16 protein-coding genes are annotated in these 14,940 nt (G+C 74.7%); 8 read left to right on the top strand and 8 right to left on the bottom strand.

Annotated elements, in window-relative coordinates; translation table 11 throughout:
- Positions 1–16 precede the first annotated feature (16 nt).
- From ABZ783_RS26055 to ABZ783_RS26035, 5 genes are all read left to right on the top strand, one after another.
- Positions 17–421 carry a hypothetical protein gene (locus ABZ783_RS26055; RefSeq protein WP_357442398.1) on the top strand — a complete coding sequence of 135 codons (405 nt, stop codon included), beginning with the start codon at positions 17–19 and terminating at the stop codon, positions 419–421.
- Positions 422–621: 200 nt separating this feature from the next.
- On the top strand, positions 622–882 hold the full coding sequence (locus ABZ783_RS26050; protein ID WP_030504016.1) for a hypothetical protein: 261 nt from the start codon (positions 622–624) through the stop codon (positions 880–882).
- Positions 883–892: 10 nt separating this feature from the next.
- Entirely contained in the window at positions 893–1,783 is an 891-nt protein-coding gene (locus ABZ783_RS26045; protein WP_357442396.1) for a hypothetical protein, read from the top strand.
- Complete coding sequence (locus tag ABZ783_RS26040; RefSeq protein WP_357442394.1) at positions 1,776–4,448, top strand: FtsK/SpoIIIE domain-containing protein; 2,673 nt, start codon at positions 1,776–1,778, stop codon at positions 4,446–4,448. Before ABZ783_RS26045 ends, ABZ783_RS26040 begins: the two co-directional genes overlap by 8 nt.
- Positions 4,445–5,113 carry a hypothetical protein gene (locus ABZ783_RS26035; RefSeq protein ID WP_357442392.1) on the top strand — a complete coding sequence of 223 codons (669 nt, stop codon included), beginning with the start codon at positions 4,445–4,447 and terminating at the stop codon, positions 5,111–5,113. Before ABZ783_RS26040 ends, ABZ783_RS26035 begins: the two co-directional genes overlap by 4 nt.
- 25 nt (positions 5,114–5,138) lie before the next feature.
- On the opposite strand, the gene ABZ783_RS26030 is transcribed toward ABZ783_RS26035, so the two are convergent.
- Positions 5,139–5,771, bottom strand: coding sequence for a TetR/AcrR family transcriptional regulator (locus ABZ783_RS26030; RefSeq protein WP_357442390.1), 633 nt, complete (start codon positions 5,769–5,771; stop codon positions 5,139–5,141).
- Positions 5,772–5,875: 104 nt separating this feature from the next.
- Here ABZ783_RS26030 and ABZ783_RS26025 point away from each other — a divergent pair, with 104 nt between their 5' ends.
- On the top strand, positions 5,876–8,083 hold the full coding sequence (locus ABZ783_RS26025) for an MMPL family transporter (RefSeq protein ID WP_357442388.1): 2,208 nt from the start codon (positions 5,876–5,878) through the stop codon (positions 8,081–8,083).
- 77 nt (positions 8,084–8,160) lie between these two features.
- On the opposite strand, the gene ABZ783_RS26020 is transcribed toward ABZ783_RS26025, so the two are convergent.
- Entirely contained in the window at positions 8,161–9,486 is a 1,326-nt protein-coding gene (locus tag ABZ783_RS26020; protein WP_357442386.1) for a cupin domain-containing protein, read from the bottom strand.
- A gap of 9 nt (positions 9,487–9,495) precedes the next feature.
- A complete protein-coding gene (locus ABZ783_RS26015) occupies positions 9,496–9,783 on the bottom strand; it encodes a hypothetical protein (RefSeq protein ID WP_357442384.1) in 288 nt (95 codons plus the stop codon).
- Positions 9,784–10,014: 231 nt separating this feature from the next.
- On the opposite strand from ABZ783_RS26015, the gene ABZ783_RS26010 reads away from it, so the two are divergent.
- Both ABZ783_RS26010 and ABZ783_RS26005 read left to right on the top strand, forming a co-directional pair.
- Positions 10,015–10,203, top strand: coding sequence for a hypothetical protein (locus ABZ783_RS26010; protein ID WP_357442382.1), 189 nt, complete (start codon positions 10,015–10,017; stop codon positions 10,201–10,203).
- Positions 10,204–10,212: 9 nt separating this feature from the next.
- Entirely contained in the window at positions 10,213–10,983 is a 771-nt protein-coding gene (locus tag ABZ783_RS26005; protein WP_357442380.1) for a DUF72 domain-containing protein, read from the top strand.
- A gap of 51 nt (positions 10,984–11,034) precedes the next feature.
- On the opposite strand, the gene ABZ783_RS26000 is transcribed toward ABZ783_RS26005, so the two are convergent.
- The 5 genes from ABZ783_RS26000 to ABZ783_RS25980 all read right to left on the bottom strand — a co-directional run bounded on the left by ABZ783_RS26000 (position 11,035) and on the right by ABZ783_RS25980 (position 14,678).
- Entirely contained in the window at positions 11,035–11,463 is a 429-nt protein-coding gene (locus ABZ783_RS26000) for a DUF2267 domain-containing protein (protein ID WP_357442378.1), read from the bottom strand.
- Between the two features lie 295 nt (positions 11,464–11,758).
- The gene (locus ABZ783_RS25995; RefSeq protein WP_357442376.1) at positions 11,759–12,631 is read right to left on the bottom strand and encodes a DUF72 domain-containing protein; all 873 of its coding nucleotides are present in this window, start codon (positions 12,629–12,631) and stop codon (positions 11,759–11,761) included.
- Positions 12,632–12,678: 47 nt separating this feature from the next.
- Positions 12,679–13,077 (bottom strand): TraR/DksA C4-type zinc finger protein, encoded by a 399-nt coding sequence (locus ABZ783_RS25990; RefSeq protein ID WP_357442374.1) that lies wholly within the window; start codon positions 13,075–13,077, stop codon positions 12,679–12,681.
- 257 nt (positions 13,078–13,334) lie between these two features.
- Positions 13,335–13,964 (bottom strand): uridine kinase, encoded by a 630-nt coding sequence (locus ABZ783_RS25985; RefSeq protein ID WP_357442372.1) that lies wholly within the window; start codon positions 13,962–13,964, stop codon positions 13,335–13,337.
- A 108-nt stretch (positions 13,965–14,072) separates the two neighbouring features.
- Positions 14,073–14,678: a winged helix-turn-helix domain-containing protein gene (locus ABZ783_RS25980; protein WP_357442370.1), complete on the bottom strand. Its 606-nt coding sequence runs from the start codon at positions 14,676–14,678 to the stop codon at positions 14,073–14,075.
- Between the last annotated feature and the right edge of the window lie 262 nt (positions 14,679–14,940).

Below are 14,940 nucleotides of genomic sequence, written 5' to 3'. Positions count from 1 at the left end.
ATGGCAGGCTGGGGGCATGGCGGACAGGGCGCTGCTGATCGTCGACGGCGCGAACGTGGTGGGCTCGCGGCCGGACGGCTGGTGGCGGGACCGGGCCGGGGCGGCGGCGCGGCTGCGCGACGCGCTCGCGCCGCTGGCCGACCGGGGCGTACCACCGGAGCTGCCGCCACCGGTGGACGTGGTGCTGGTGGTGGAGGGCGCGGCGCGGGACGTGCCGGCCGCGCCGGGGGTGGCCGTGGTCGCCGCACCCGGGTCCGGCGACGACACCATGGTCGAGCTGGTCGCCGCGGCGCCGGACCGACGCCGGGTGGTGGTCACCGCCGACCGGGAGCTGCGGGCCCGGGTGGGTGCGCTGGGCGCCGAGGTGCACGGGCCACGCTGGCTGCCTCCGGACGTCCAGCGCCGCGGGCCCGTGCGGTGACCGGGGTACGCCCGGCGGGGTGACTCGTGCACGGGACCAGGCGGTTCGCCGGCGGGACCGGGGCCGTCCGGGCGAAAGGGCTTCCGCGCACGTCAGGGGATTGATCGGACAGCCGGGCAGGAACACCGCGAGGGCGGATGTTCGCCCATCCGGCGGGATGGGTTGTAATGGAGATCTCCCTTGCCCCCAGGAGGTCCCCCGTGGCGAGCGTCGCCGAGCTGAAGGCAGCCATCGATGTCGCCCTCCAGCAGATAGGTGACGGGCAGACAGCCGTGCAGGCGGCCGGCGAGAAGCTGGCCGAGGCGCAGCAGACCCTTGCCGGCGCGCTGGAGGGCAGCGGCCACGAGACGGTGGAGGCGGCCCAGGCGTCGCTGACCCAGGCCAGCCAGGAGCTGGAGGAGTGCCTCGCCGCCACCCTCGTCGCGGTCGAGCAGGCGCAGCTCTACGTCGCCACCCTGTAGGGGGCGGAACGTGTCCATCATCGAGGACGTCGGCGGGCAGGTGCGCGCCGCCGCCGAGGAGCTGCCGCTGGCCCAGCTCGCCGTGGCGCTGGAGAAGTTCGGCCAGGCCACCGAGCGGCTGCGCTGGGTGCGGCAGGAATCGGCGAACCCGCTGGGGGTGCCGGAGCTGTCCGCCGCGACCGAGCACGCCGAGACCGCCGGGTACGCGCTGCGGGTGGCCCAGGAGCAGCTGTCCGCGTACCTGGCCGCGATCGGGCTGGCCGCCGACGGCGCGCCCGCCCCGACCGGCGAGCAGCGCCGGCCGAAGCACGACGCGCCCCGGGGTGAGACGCCGCCGGCGGCCCCGGACGCAGCGGCCGAGCAGGGCGAGCAGCCAGCGATGCGGCGCTGGTGGTCGGTGCGGGTGGCGGAGCTGACCGGCGGCCGGGAGGGCGCCCCGGACGAGCCGGACGCGCGGGTCGGCGACTCCCGCGAGCTGCTGCGCCGGGTGGTGACCGGGGTCCGCTCCGGCGACCGGGCCCGGCTGCACGCGGAGCTGCGCCAGGCACACGCCGACGTCGGGCTGGGGCTGGCCGCGATCGCCCCGCCACTGCTGCGCGAGCTGGCCGGCGAACTGCTCGGCCACCCGCCCCGCGCCGACGACCTGGCCCGGCTGCGCCGGGAGCTGGACGGGCGGGTCCGCGACCTGCTGCCCGGGCTGCCGCCGCCGGTGCTGGACACCCTGCTGACCCGGGTCTGCCGGATGCCCCCGCCCCGCCGTTCCGGCGAGCAGGAACAACCGCACGCCGCGGATCCGGCGGTCACCGCCGGGGTGGTCACCGGGGTGCTGCTGGACCGGCTCGGCCGCGACCTGCCCAACGACGCCGACGAGCGGGAACCCGGACGGGGTACGCATGGCTGACGTCCGCGCCCAGGTGGTGTCGCGGGTCCGGGGGCTGCTCTCCGAGGCACTCGGGGCCACCCGGCACCGGCTGGCCGCCGCCGACGCCGACCTGGCCGCCCGCCGGGACCGGCTGGTCCGGGTGCGGCGCGCCGCGGCGGACGTACCGGAGCGGGTGGGCGCCGCCCGCGACCGCCGGCTCGCCGAGATAGACGCCCGGCACACCGCGCGGATCGCCGAGCTGGCCCGGCGGGCCGCCGCCGCGGCCGAGCGGGAGGCGCCGGGCGCGGCGTCCGCCCCGTGGGACCGGTGGCGACCCACCCCCGCCGACCGCACAGAGACCCCCGGCGCGGTACGCGTCGGCACGGTGCGCATCCCCGGCGCGGAGCCGCTGCCGGCGCTGGTGCCGCTACTGGACGCCGGTCACGTGCACCTCGCCGGCAGCGACCGGGAGGGCATCGCCGCGGTGGTGCCGGCCCTGCTGCTGCGCTCGCTGGGGCGCGCCGACCCGGGCAGCGTCCGGCTCGTCGGGTACGACCCGGAGCACCTGGGCGGCGGGCTCGCCGGGTTCGCCCCGCTTGGCACCGCCGGCCTGCTCACCTTCGTCGGCCCCGGCGGGCTGGGCCGGCTGCTGGACGACCTGGTGGAGCAGATCCGCCGGATCAACGAGACCGTGCTGGCCGGGGAGTACGCGTCGCTGCGCGAGCTGGCCGCGACCACCGGCCGCCGGCCGGAGCCGTGGCGGGTGGCGGTGCTGCTCGGCGGCGACGAGCTGTCCCGGCACGAGCGCGGCCAGCTCGACCGGGTGGTGCGGACCGGGGCGGCCTGCGGGGTGCACCTGGTGGTCCGCGGCATCGAGCTGCCCGACGACCCCACGGTCACCCGGGTCGTGGTGGAGCCGGACGACGCCCGGATCGGCGGGCTGCCGGTGGCGCTCGACCCCCCGCCCCCGCCCGGGCTGGTCACCGAGACGTGCCGGGAGACTGCCTCCCGGGTCAACGCCGGACCGCCGCCGGCGCCCTTCACCGACCTGCTGCCCCCGACCGAGGACTACTGGCGGGCGGACTCGGCGCACGGCCTGACCGCGCCGATCGGCGAGGGCCCGCACGGCCGGCCGGTGCAGCTCACCCTCGGCGACTACCCGCCGCACGCGCTGATCGGCGGCCCCTCCGGCACCGGGAAGACCAACCTGATCTTCGCCTGGATCGGCGCGCTCGCCGCCCGCTACTCCCCCGCCGAGCTGGAGTTCTATCTGCTCGACTTCAAGGAGGGGGTGTCGTTCGCGCGGTTCGCCCAGGGCCGACGGGACCCGAGCTGGCTGCCGCACATGCGGCTGGTCGGGATCAACGTGAACACCGACCGGGAGTTCGGCCTGGCGCTGCTGCGCTTCCTCGCCGAGGAGCTGCGCCGCCGGGCGGACGCGGCGAAGAAGCACGAGGTCACCAAGCTGGCCGAGCTGCGCGCCGTGGACCCGACCGGGCACTGGCCCCGGATCGTCGCCGTGGTGGACGAATTCCAGGCGCTGCTGGCCGGCCGGGACGTGGTCGCGCGGGAAGCCGCCGACCTGCTGGAGGACCTGGCCCGGCGCGGGCGGTCACAGGGCATCCACCTGGTGCTCGCCTCGCAGGACGTCCGGGGCATCGAGGCGCTGTGGGGGCGACCCGCCCTGGTCGCCCAGTTCACCCTGCGGATCGCGCTGCCGAAGGCGCTGCGCATCCTGGCCGAGCGCAACGACGCGGCGCAGTCGCTGCCCCGGCACCACGCGGTGGTGAACGCCGAGTCGGGGCTGGCCGAGGGGAACCAGGTGGCCCGTATCCCGTCGGCCGGCGACTGGGAGACGTGGAGCGAACTGCAGCACCGGCTGTGGCGGATGCGCCCGCAGGACGCTTCCCCGGCCCGGCTCTTCGACGGCGACGCGATCCCGAAGCTGGCCGAGGCGCCGGACTTCCGGGCGCTGACCGCCCCGGAGCAGGGGGTGCCGCGCAGCCCGGTCGCGCTGCTCGGGGAGATCATCGACGTGCAGGCCCGCTCGGCGGCGCTGCGGCTGCCCCGGGCCCCCGGGCGCAACCTGGCCGTGCTCGGCACCCGGGTGGACGAGGCGTGCGCCGTGCTGGACGCCGCCGCCCGCTCGCTGGCCCGGCAGCACCGCCCCGGCACGGCCCGGTTCTCCATCGCCTGCCTCGACCCGGACGCCGACCCGGCCGCCCGCGCCCTCTACGAGGACCTCGCCGACGACGCCGCCTGGTACGACGAGGAGACCGTCCCCGAGCTGATGGCCGAGGTGGGCGACTCGCTCGGCGCCCCGGGCACCCCGAACAGCCCGCACTATCTGCTGCTCTACGCGGTCGACGCGGCCGCCGGACAGCTCGCCGGCAAGGCTGGCCGGCGGACCGGGCTGGAGCAGCTGCGCCGGATCCTGCACGACGGCCCGGAGCGGCGTACGCACGTGCTGGCCTGGTGGCGCGGGGTGGCCCGGATGCGGGCCGACCTGGGCGGCCCGGCGGCGCGTACCGACCAGATCGGGGCCTGGGTGGCGCTCGACGTGCAGGGCGCGGAGCTGGGCTCCTCGCTCTACCCGGGCACCGGCGGGCCGGACTGGTACCCGCGCCCGTGGCGGGGCCTGTACTTCGACCGGGCGGTGCACCGCACCGGCCAGGTGATCATCCCCTATGGTCCTTCCCGATGAACGAACCGGTCGCCAGTGAGACGTACGCCGCCCAGATCCGTCGGCTCGCCGAGCTGACCGCCCGGGTGGCCGCCCAGCGCGCCGAGGCGCACACCTGGTACGCGCAGCAGTGCGCCACCGCCGACCGGGCGGTGGCGGAGGCCACCGAGCAGGTCCGCCGGGCCGAGGCGGAGGTGGCGCAGGCGCGGGAGTTGGTGGAGCGGGTCGATGCCGAGGCCGCCCACCTGTGGGGGCAGCTGCGCGCCCGGATGGGCAGCGGCGGGCGGCGACTGGGCGAGCTGCCCGGGCCGGCCCGGGATGCGACCGGCGATCCGGTGCCGCTGCTGCACGGGGTACGCGAGGTGCTGGACCGCACCCGCCAGGCAGGCGAGCTGCCCGGCTCGGCTAACCCGCTGCTGGTGGGCTGCGGGATCGGGGGCGCGCTGGTCGCGTACGCGCTGGGGATGGGCGCGCGGGCGCTGGGCGACGGCTCCAGCGGGGACCTGGCGGTCGGCCTGCCGGTGCTGGCGCTGGTGGTCACGCTGCTCGGGCCGCTGGTGGGGCTGGCCCCGGCCCGGCTGCTGGCCGACCGCCGGCATGCCGTGCTGACCCCGCGTGCCATCACCCTGGTGGCCGCCGCCGGCCTGGTGACCACCGTCCTCCTGCTCGCCCTCGCCCCCCGCTGAGGGCCAACGGGGGCGGTACGGAGGGTCATCCGATGACCGGTGCGAGGTAGCCGCGGAGAACCTTCTTCAGCTCGCGTACGTTTGCGGCGCGCTCGCCTCCCGTGGTGGCGGTCACCAGCGGGATCATTGCCTGGAAGACCTGGATGGCGACCCGGGCGACACGGGTTCGTTCGACCTGCGGCACGCCGGGCGCCCGGTCGGCGACGATCGCCTCGACCCGGCCGAGCAGGGCCGACTGGATCGACTGGGCGGCGTCCGCGAGGCCCGCCGGCATGTCCGGGCGGGCGAAGAGCGCCTTGAACCCGGGGTTGGCGATGTTGAACGCCACGATCGGGTCGACGATCCGGTCGAGCAGCTGATCGAGGTCGATGGCCGCGAAGTCGGTCGCGTCGAAGGCTGCGGCGTGCGCCGCCCGCATCTGCGCCACGAACCGGTCGGCCAGCGCGGCGGCGACCGCTTCCTTGTTGGCGAAGAACTGGTACAGCGACCCGGGTGAGACGGCGGCGCGGGCAGCGATCGCGTTGGTGGTGGTGTTCTCGTATCCCACCTCGGCGAACACCGCCGCTGCCGCGTCGAGGATCTCGGCCATCCGGCGTTCCCCCCGGGCCTGCCGGCGCCGCGTCGGCACCTGTGCCACCCCGGTCGGTTCCTCTGGCACTCTCTCTCCTCCTTCAGCCGGCATTGCTAATACGAGCGGTCGCTCGTATTCTTGCCACAAAATGCGACTGATCACTCGCAAAAGCGAGCGTAGCAGGAGGTCTGATGCTGGCTGGTTTCGTGGTACGTCGACGGTGGTGGATCGTCCTGGCGACCGCCGTCGCCACGGTCGTAGCCGCGGCGATCGCGGCGGGGACCCTCAACGCTCTCTCCCTGAACCGCTTCGAGGCCCCAGGGTCGGAGTCCATGCGGGCGCGGGACCTCCTCGCCGGTGCCTTCCACACCGGTAGCCCCAACGTCGCGCTGTTGGTGACAGCGCGCCAGGGGACGGTGGACACGGCGCAGGTGGTGGCCGCCGGGCAGGCGCTGACCCGGGAACTGGCCGGCTACCCGGGGGTGGGCGACGCGTGGTCGTACTGGACCCGCGACAACCCGGACACCCTGCGCAGCGAGGACGGCCGCCAGGCCATGGTGCTGGCCTGGGCGCCGGGCGACGCCAACGAGGTTCGCCGTAACCTGCTGCCCGGGCTCGCCGATACCTTCACCCGCCAGGACGACACCATCACCGTCCAGGTCGGTGGCGGCGACGAGGTGTTCCGCACCGTGATGCAGCAGGCGCGCGCCGACTTCATCCGCGCCGAACTGGTGATCCTGCCGATGGTGTTGCTGCTGCTCTGGTGGGTGTACCGGCGGTTCACCCCGGCGCTGGTGACCCTCGGGGTCGGCCTGTTCGCCGTGCTCGGCTCGCTGGCCCTGCTCCGCGCAGCCACCGCCGTCACCGAGATCTCCACCTTCGCGTCGAACATCGTCCTGGTCATGGGGATCGGACTCGGGGTGGACTACGGGCTCTTCGTCATCTTCCGGTTCCGGGAGGAACTCGACTCCTCCGCGATCGTCGCCGTGGCGGTCCGTCGGACCTTGGGCAGCGCCGGTCGCACGGTGCTGTTCAGCGGTGTCACCGTCGCCGCCTCACTGGCCGTGCTGTTCGCCTTCCCGTTCCCGTTCCTCAACTCCTTCGCGTACGCCGGCATCGCGGTGGTGCTCTCCGCGGTGGTCGGGGCGACCGTCGTCCTGCCGGCAGCGCTGGCCCTGCTCGGCCGGCGCGTGCTGGCTCGCCCCGGCCGAGCCGACCGGCAGGGCGCGACCGCCGCGGAGCCCGACGGCTTCTGGTATCGCATGTCCGGCCTGGTGATGCGGCGGCCGCTGCTGCTCGGCGGGATCGCGCTGGCGGCCGTCCTCGCGCTCGGCTCGCCGTTCCTCGGCGTACGCTTCGGCATCCCGGACGACCGGGTTCTGCCCGCCACCGCACCGGTCCGCCAGATGTACGACGAGATCCGGGCCGGCTTCGTCGCCGAAGAGGCCGACGCAATCCAGGTGGTCTCGCGGACGACCGACCCGGCGGCCGCCGGGCGGTACGCCGCCAGACTGTCCCGGCTGGACGGCGCGCTGCGGGTCGACTCCGCGGTGGGATCGTACGTCGACGGCGTAGCCGTCGGTCCGCCGCCGGCGACCCGCCCCACGGGCAACGGCACCTGGCTGTCCATCGTGCCGTCGTCGGACCGGCTGGAGGCCGACGCGGTCGGCCTGGTCCGCGCGGTGCGGGACGCTCCAGCGCCCTTCGAGGTCCTGGTCGGCGGCTACCCGGCCGAGCTCACCGACTATCGCGACGGGGTGACGGACCGACTGCCGCTGATCGCCGCCCTGATCGTCGCCGTCACGTTCGTCGTCCTGTTCCTGATGACCGGCAGCGTCGTCGCGCCGTTGAAGGCGTCCGCGCTCAACCTGCTGAGCCTTTCGGTGATGTTCGGGGCGCTGGTCTTCGTCTTCCAGGACGGCAACCTCGCCGGCCTGCTCGGCTTCACGCCGACCGGTTCGATCGAGCCGAGCATCCCCATCCTGATGTTCTGCGTCGCGTACGGCCTCTCCATGGACTACGAGGTGTTCCTGCTCTCCCGGATAAAGGAGGAGTACGACCGGACCGGCGACCCGCTCCGCTCCGTGGTCCTCGGCATCGGTCGCAGTGCCCCGCTGGTGACCGCCGCGGCCACCATCCTCGCCGTCTCCTTCGTCACCTACGCCACCGGCCGCGTCGTCTTCCTCCAGCAACTCGGCATCGGCATGGCGCTGGCGATCATCGTCGACGCGACCCTCATCCGTGGCGCGCTGGTCCCGGCCTTCCTGCGGCTGACCGGCCGGGTGAACTGGTGGGCACCGGCGCCACTGCGCCGGCTGCACCGCCGCATCGCCCTCTCCGACACGCCCGCCCCGCAACCGGCGGTGCCGCCAGCCACTCCGACCGTGACCGCCAATTGATCATGAAGTTGTTGCCACGACACACCGCGCGGGATGACAACAACTTCATGGTCAACGCAGGGCCGGCGGGAGGGCGGTCAGGCGGGGGTGAGGACGGCTTCCTTGAGGAGGCGGCGGGCCAGGACGAGGCGGTCGGCGTCGGTGTCGAGGCCGGGCAGGTCGCCGACCCGGGTGACCTCGCCGGTGAGCAGGGCGCGCAGCGCCGGCTCGCAGCTGCCGGGCAGGGTGATGGCGCGGTCGAACAGGCGCAGCGCGATCCGGCCGTCCCCGCTCGGGTCGAGCCGCCAGCGCAGGCCGCCCCGGACCGCGACCCGGCTGTCCGGGTCCAGCGCGGTCAGCGCGGCGGCCTGGGCCAGAGGCCGCATCGGCGCCGGGCGGGCGGCTGGCCAGGCCCGTGCCCGCAGCCGGCCGGCCACCGCGGCCGGGTCGGCCCGCAGCAGCCAGTCGCGCAGCGCCTCCACGGTCTCGGTCAGCTCCGGCTCCAGCGCGTCCGGGTCGGCCACGTCGACGCCGAAGGGCAGCCCGGCGCGCAGCCGGGGATCGTCGGCGGCGAGCGCCAGCAGCTCCTCGACCAGGGCGTACCGGGTCAGCGCCCGGATGCCCACGGTCAGGTGCAGCGAGCTGCGCTCCTGCGCCTGAGCGCTGTGCAGCCAGCCCCGGGGCAGGTAGAGCGCGTCGCCGGGGGCGAGCACCACGTCCAGGGCGGCCGGCCCCTCGGCGGTCGCGGCCACCTCGTCGGCCCGCCCGCCCCAGGGCTGGCGCTCGAGCGGGTCGGGCAGCACCGGCGGGTGGATCCGCCAGTGCTTGCGGCCGTCGACCTGCAGCACGAAGACGTCGTGCGTGTCGTAGTGGGTGGCGAAGCCCTGACTGCCGGCCGGGGTCAGGTAGGCGTTCACCTGCACCGGCTGGGCCAGCGCGGTGCCCAGCTCGCGGGCGAAGTCGCCCAGCGCCGGCCAGGTCCGGTGCAGGCCCTGCAGGACCAGGGTCGCGCCGTCGGCGTACAGCTGGAGGACCTGCTCGTCGAGGACCTGGTCGCCGATCTCGGCGCCCGCGCCGCCGCCACCGGTGTAGCGCGCCGCCGGCACCAGCTCGCCGTTCTTGGCGATCCGCAGGAACGGGGTACGCAGGCCGCGCCGGCTGAGCAGTTCGTCGGCGTCGGCCGGGCTGAACAGGTCGGTGAAGCCGCGCGGGTTGGGCAGCTCGGCGGCCCGGGACAGCAGCGGGCTGCGTCCCCAGTGGTCGGCGGCGAACTTGGCCGGCTCGACCGTGATACATCGGGCGAGGGACTCGGCGGCGGAAGGCGGAACCGCCGGGCGGCCGTCGCCGCCCGGCGACGGTTCCCGGTCGTGGCGCGGCGTCAGACGCGCCGAGCTGGATCTGTCGGACGCGTCGAGGTGCGTCATGGCGATCGGTCAGGCGCTGCCGTCGGCGCCGCCGTCGCGCTGGCCGGGGGTCGCGCCACCGTCGGCCGGACCCTCCGCGCCGCCGTCCGCGCCGCCGTCCTGCTTGCCCGGGGTCGCCCCACCGTCGGCCGGACCTTCGGCGCCCTTGTCGGCGCCGCGGTCGGCCCCGCGCTCCGCGCCACGGTCCGCACCGCCATCGGCGCCACCGTCCCGCTGGCCCGGGGTCGCGCCACCGTCGGCCGGGCCCTCGGCCCCGCCGCCACCGGTGGTCTGCATGTCGTCGTCGTTGAGTGCCATGGGTGCTCCCTCGGGTGTGCCGCCCCGCCGTCGGTCGGGGGGTTCGTCGTGGAGCGGGTGGTACCCCACGCGCGATCTCCTCTAACCACACCGTAGACGCCGGGGCTCGGCGACACGGACGGTTCGCCGGGCCCCGCCGAGCGTCACCCGGACCCGGGGGCCCGGGCGTGGACGGCGGGCCGGCCCGGTCGGTGCCAGGATGGCGGAGGGAAGGCCGGAGAGGAGGTGGCCGTGGGACAGCCGGAGCCGTTGACGCCGCTGGCCGAGGACTGGCAGCGGGCGCTCGCCGTGGTGGCCCACCCCGACGACCTGGAGTTCGACGCGGAGGAGTTCCTCGAGGGGTTGGCCCGCCCGGCCGGCACCCGCCTGGGCGTCCGGCACGGCGCCGCCTTCGAGGTCTTCCGCCTCGACCTCGCCTAGGCCGCGGCGATGATCCTGGTCGGCACCTCCGGTTGGCAGTACCGGGACTGGCGGGAACGCTTCTACCCGGCGAAGCTGCCGCAGCGGCTGTGGCTGGAACACTTCGCGGCGCGGTTCGCCACCGTGGAGGTCAACAACGCCTTCTACCGGCTGCCCGAGCGGGACACCTTCGTCGCCTGGCGGGACCGGGCCCCGGACGACTTCTGCGTGGCGGTGAAGATGAGCCGCTACCTGACCCACATCAAGCGGCTGCGGGAGCCGGCCGAACCGGTGGCCCGCTTCCTCGGCCGGGCCACCGGGCTGGGTGACCGGCTCGGACCGGTGCTGGTGCAACTCCCACCGAACCTGCGGGCCGACCCGGAGGCGCTGGACGCCACGCTGCGCCTCTTCCCGCCCGAGGTGCGGGTGGCGGTGGAGCTGCGGCACCCTTCCTGGTGGACGGACGACACGCGACAGGCACTGGAGCGCCGCCGCGCCGCGCTGGTCTGGGCGGACCGGCTCGGCCGCCCGGTGACCCCGCTGTGGCGCACCGCCGACTTCGGCTACCTGCGGCTGCACGAGGGGCGGGCCCGGCCCTGGCCGCGCTACGGCCGGGGCGCGCTCGCCTCCTGGGTACGCCGGTTGGCCGGGACGTTCGACGCCGCGGAACCGGCGTACGTCTACTTCAACAACGACCCCGGCGGCGCGGCGATCGTCGACGCGGTGGCCTTCGCCGGTCTGGCTGGTCGGGCGGGCCGGCCGGTGAGCCGCGTGCCGGCGCCGGGCGACCTCGCCGGCTGACGCGAACGGCCCGCTCCACCGGTGGTGGGGCGGGCCGGTCGGGACGGTCGGTCAGGGAAAGTTCTGCACCAGGTCCTTGGGCATGTTGTCCTTCACGTCCTCCCACTGGCCCGGGGTGATGTGCCGGCTCAGTGCGTCGAGCACCACCTGGACCACGCGTTCGGTGCCGCCCTCGACGTCGTACGGGAAGCGTTGCCGCACCTCGAACAGGAAGTCGTCCCGGTTCAGCTTCACCGGCACGTCCATCGGCTGCCAGCCGTCGAAGTAGATCCCCCGTACCAGCACCGGCAACTGCGCCGCGAACTCCACGCTCTCCTGCACCGGCATCCGGTCGCGCAGCAGGTGCAGCACGGTACGCAGCGCGCAGTAGGACTGGTTGCGTTGCGACTTCGGCCAGCCGTAGGCCTGCTCGATGTCCTTGAGGATCAGGTTGGTCTTCTGGATGGAGGACTCAATCGCGGTACTCAGCTGCTCAGCCATCTGCCCACCCCCGTAGGTCGGTTTCCCACCGTCGGTCGTCGGTGCGTCGCGGCGGCCCGCTGGGCCCCCGCCACTGCCGGGTCGGACTGAACCGACCGGGCCGCTCGCCGCGCCGGGGGCCGGCGGACTTCCCGACCACGTGCAGCACCCCGCCACGGCGTCGATCCGATACCACCCGCACCGTCATGGCCCACCTCCTGTCGGCCTCGCGGCCGCGTACGGACCGCACACACCGCCCAGACTGTCCGGGGAGAGGGTGAGCCGGCCTCACCCCGGTCGGGTGAAACCCGGGCCGTCAGTCGACGCCGAGCAGGGCCTGCAACCGCTGGCCGTTGCGTTGGGCGTAGTCCCGGTAGCAGTTGTTCATGAGCACGTGGGTCTGCGCGGCCTCGCCGGCCAGCTCGCGCAGCCGGGGCGCCCAGTCGCGCAGCTCCCGGTCGGAGTAGTCGTAGCCGAACTTCTCGTGGATGTCCTTGCTGGTCCACCGCTCGCTGTGGCCGTGGAAGCGGACCATCGCGAGGTCCGCGGTGGCGGCCAGCACCGGCGGTACGGACGACCGGTGCCCCTGCGGCATGTCGACGCAGACGTACGGAAGCTGGTGCTTGCGCAGGAAGCCGAGGGTCTCCTCCCGGTTGTCACCGTCGAACCAGGAGGCGTGCCGGAACTCCACGGCCGGTCGTAGCGGGGCGCACCGCTTCGCCACCTCGAGGAGGTACTGCTTGTTGTCCCGCTTGATGGTGAACCAGGGCGGGAACTGGAACAGCACCACGCCGAGCCGGTCCGCCGCGACCAGCGGGTCGAGCGCGGACAGGAACCGGGTCCACACCTCCTCGTACGCCTGCGGCGGCAGGTCGTCCGGGTAGAGGTTCTTCTTCTCGGTGTCCGGGCGCAGGTCCTTGTAGAGCGCCCCGACCCGGGTCGGGTGCCCGGTGAGCAGGCTGAACGCCTTGATGTTGAAGGTGAAGCCGGGCGGGGTGCGGTCGACCCACAGCTGCGCCGTCCGCTCAGCCGGCGGCGAGTAGTAGGTGGCGTCCACCTCGACCAGCGGGAACTGCCGGGCGTAGTACGCCAGTCGCTTCTCCGGGGTGTCCGCGGTCTGCGGGTACCAGCCGGAGTCGAGCAGGGTCCGGTCGGTCCACGAGGCGGTGCCCACCTTGATCTCACCCATGGGGCGAGTCCACCGCGTCGGGGACCGACCGGCAACCCGGGTGGCGCTCAGGCCGCCCGCCGCTCCCGGGTCTGCTTGCAGGACACGCAGGAGGTGGCGGACGGGAAGATCTCCAGCCGCTCCACCGGGATCGGGGCCGAGCAGCCCTCGCAGAAGCCGTAGGTGCCCTCCTCGAGCCGGCTGAGGGCGTGCTCGAACTGGGCGCGCCGGTCCAGGATGCTGCGCAGCAGGGACTGTGCGGTGTCCCGCTCGGCGGTCTTGGTGCCGCTGTCGGCCTGGTCGTCGCCGGCCGTGTCGCCGACCTCGACCAGGCGCAGCACCTGGCTCTGCAGCACGGCCTGCTCGTACTCCGCAGTCAGCTCGTCGTACCGCGACCGCAGGGACTGCCGGATCTGGTCGACCTCCGCCTGCGAACGGCCCGTGGCTGTCGTGTCGTGGACGAGCATGGCTGCCTGCCTTTCCTCGGGGCCTCATACCGGTCCGGGGCGGCGAGCGCCCCGGACGGATCGATGGGGTGCACGAGCGATCTCACCCGTGCTCTGTGAGCCGGGCGATTACCCGCCGCCTCCGAGGATCAAACCGGGGATTTCCGCGGTCTTCCATCGCATTCGTGCGCTGTTGCGCCGCCCGGTCCGTCCCCGGCCGTCCCGAATCCGGCGGGGCCGTCCGCATGCCGCCCGGCTGCCCGGCTCGGCACCGCCGGTCAGCCGGCCTCGACCAGGGCCGGGTGGCGCGGATCGTCGGCGCGGACCACCACGTCGGCGAAGGAGGCCGGGGCGACCTCGTCGGCGTACCGGGCGAAGGCGGGCAGGGTCCAGCGCAGCTCGGGATCGGTCCGCCGGTCCAGCGCGGCCGGCGAGAGCTCCACGTGCACGGTGACGTCGAAGGGCAGCCCGCCGCCGAGCAGCAGCGACCCGCTGACCAGCACCACCGCGCCGGCCGGCAACTCGACGTACGCGGCCCGGCTGGCCCGGTCGGTGGCCGCGTCCCAGAGGGACGGGAGCACCCGGCCGGAGCCGTCGGGACCGGCCGGGTCGAGCACCTCGCGGCGCAACCCCGCCTCGTCGAGCCAGCCCTCGTAGTACGCGTCGGGGTCGGTCCGGCCGTGTTCCAGGCGTAGCGAGGCGGGCCGGAGGAAGTCCGCGGCGCGCACGTGCAGCACCGGCCGCCCGGCCGCGCGCAGCGGGTCGACCAGCGCTCCGGCGAGCGCGTCCGGGTCGGCGGCCGGCGGGCCGTCGACGGCCACCCGCAGCCGGCCGGGTACGGCGGCGCCGGTGAGACGGTCGGTCAGCTCGGTGACGAGACGCTCTGGCGTGATCGGGCGGATCCGCATCCGACCATCCTGCCGTTCGCCGGGGTTCGACCGGGCGGTCAGCCCCCGGTCTCCGTCGGATCGAACGGTGCGGGGCTCCGTCCGGTCGCGGCGGGTTGGTCGGGCGGGTCAGCCGGTGCGGTCGATGGTGACCCGGGCGTCGTCGGCGAGCCGGTAGCCGACGCCGTAGACGGTGGTGACCAGGGGGACGTCCACCCCGACCTTGCCGCGCAGCCGGCGGACGTGCACGTCGACGGTGCGGACGCCGGCGTGCTCGTACCCCCAGACCGCGTTGAGCAGTTGCAGCCGGGTGAACACCCGGCGGGGGTGGGCGACGAGGTGCAGCAGCAGGTCGAACTCCAGCCGGGTAAGCGGCAGCGGCTCGCCGTCGCGCAGCACCGACCGGGACGCGGCCAGGATGTGCAGGCTCGGGATGGCCGGCGCGAGCGGGCGGCTCGGCGATCGGCCGACCGGCACGTCGACCCGGCGTTCCGCCGGCCCGCCGCCGCTGGTGATCACGGCGTCGCCGCGTTCCAGCAGCTCGCGGGCGGCTTCCAGCAGCCGCCGGGCAGCCGGGCTCAGCGACTCCTCGCCGGCCAGCGGGATGTTGAGGGTGACCGTGAGCACCGGGGTGGTGGTGTTGGCGGGACGACGCTGGCCGCCGGGAGGACGACCGGGGACCGCGGGTTGGGACGTATGCCATCCGGCGCGCGGCGAGGCGGGGCTGACCGACATGGTCCTCCTTGGCTGGTCCGAGTGCTTCCCCACGGCCCGGGACACCGCTTCATCGATGCTTCCGGGCGCCTGTGCGCGGGTCAAGGGGCGGCTACGTTGCATGACTGTGACAATTGACGAACACATCGGAGCCGGATGCTCGCTCTGCGTACGAGTCCGTTGATTACAGCAGAGCGACGAGATGACCCGTTACGGGGGGTCCCCACCCGGTTGACCGGTTCACCTGAATGGGTCGCCGTCGGCGGCAGCACCGAAAATGTGA

The sequence above is a fragment of the Micromonospora sp. NPDC047738 genome, from assembly GCF_040642675.1.
In the GTDB taxonomy this organism is placed as follows: domain Bacteria; phylum Actinomycetota; class Actinomycetes; order Mycobacteriales; family Micromonosporaceae; genus Micromonospora.
This window is presented reverse-complemented; position numbering and strand designations above follow the sequence as displayed.

Coding starts and splice junctions, on each gene's coding strand:
- ABZ783_RS25985 (WP_357442372.1), bottom strand. CDS start 13,964: ATGCGGATCCGCCCGATCACGCCAGAGCGTCTCGTCACCGAGCTGACC.
- ABZ783_RS26035 (WP_357442392.1), top strand. CDS start 4,445: ATGAACGAACCGGTCGCCAGTGAGACGTACGCCGCCCAGATCCGTCGG.
- ABZ783_RS25990 (WP_357442374.1), bottom strand. CDS start 13,077: ATGCTCGTCCACGACACGACAGCCACGGGCCGTTCGCAGGCGGAGGTC.
- ABZ783_RS26040 (WP_357442394.1), top strand. CDS start 1,776: ATGGCTGACGTCCGCGCCCAGGTGGTGTCGCGGGTCCGGGGGCTGCTC.
- ABZ783_RS26005 (WP_357442380.1), top strand. CDS start 10,213: ATGATCCTGGTCGGCACCTCCGGTTGGCAGTACCGGGACTGGCGGGAA.
- ABZ783_RS26025 (WP_357442388.1), top strand. CDS start 5,876: ATGCTGGCTGGTTTCGTGGTACGTCGACGGTGGTGGATCGTCCTGGCG.
- ABZ783_RS26015 (WP_357442384.1), bottom strand. CDS start 9,783: ATGGCACTCAACGACGACGACATGCAGACCACCGGTGGCGGCGGGGCC.
- ABZ783_RS26055 (WP_357442398.1), top strand. CDS start 17: ATGGCGGACAGGGCGCTGCTGATCGTCGACGGCGCGAACGTGGTGGGC.
- ABZ783_RS26020 (WP_357442386.1), bottom strand. CDS start 9,486: ATGACGCACCTCGACGCGTCCGACAGATCCAGCTCGGCGCGTCTGACG.
- ABZ783_RS25995 (WP_357442376.1), bottom strand. CDS start 12,631: ATGGGTGAGATCAAGGTGGGCACCGCCTCGTGGACCGACCGGACCCTG.
- ABZ783_RS26000 (WP_357442378.1), bottom strand. CDS start 11,463: ATGGCTGAGCAGCTGAGTACCGCGATTGAGTCCTCCATCCAGAAGACC.
- ABZ783_RS25980 (WP_357442370.1), bottom strand. CDS start 14,678: ATGTCGGTCAGCCCCGCCTCGCCGCGCGCCGGATGGCATACGTCCCAA.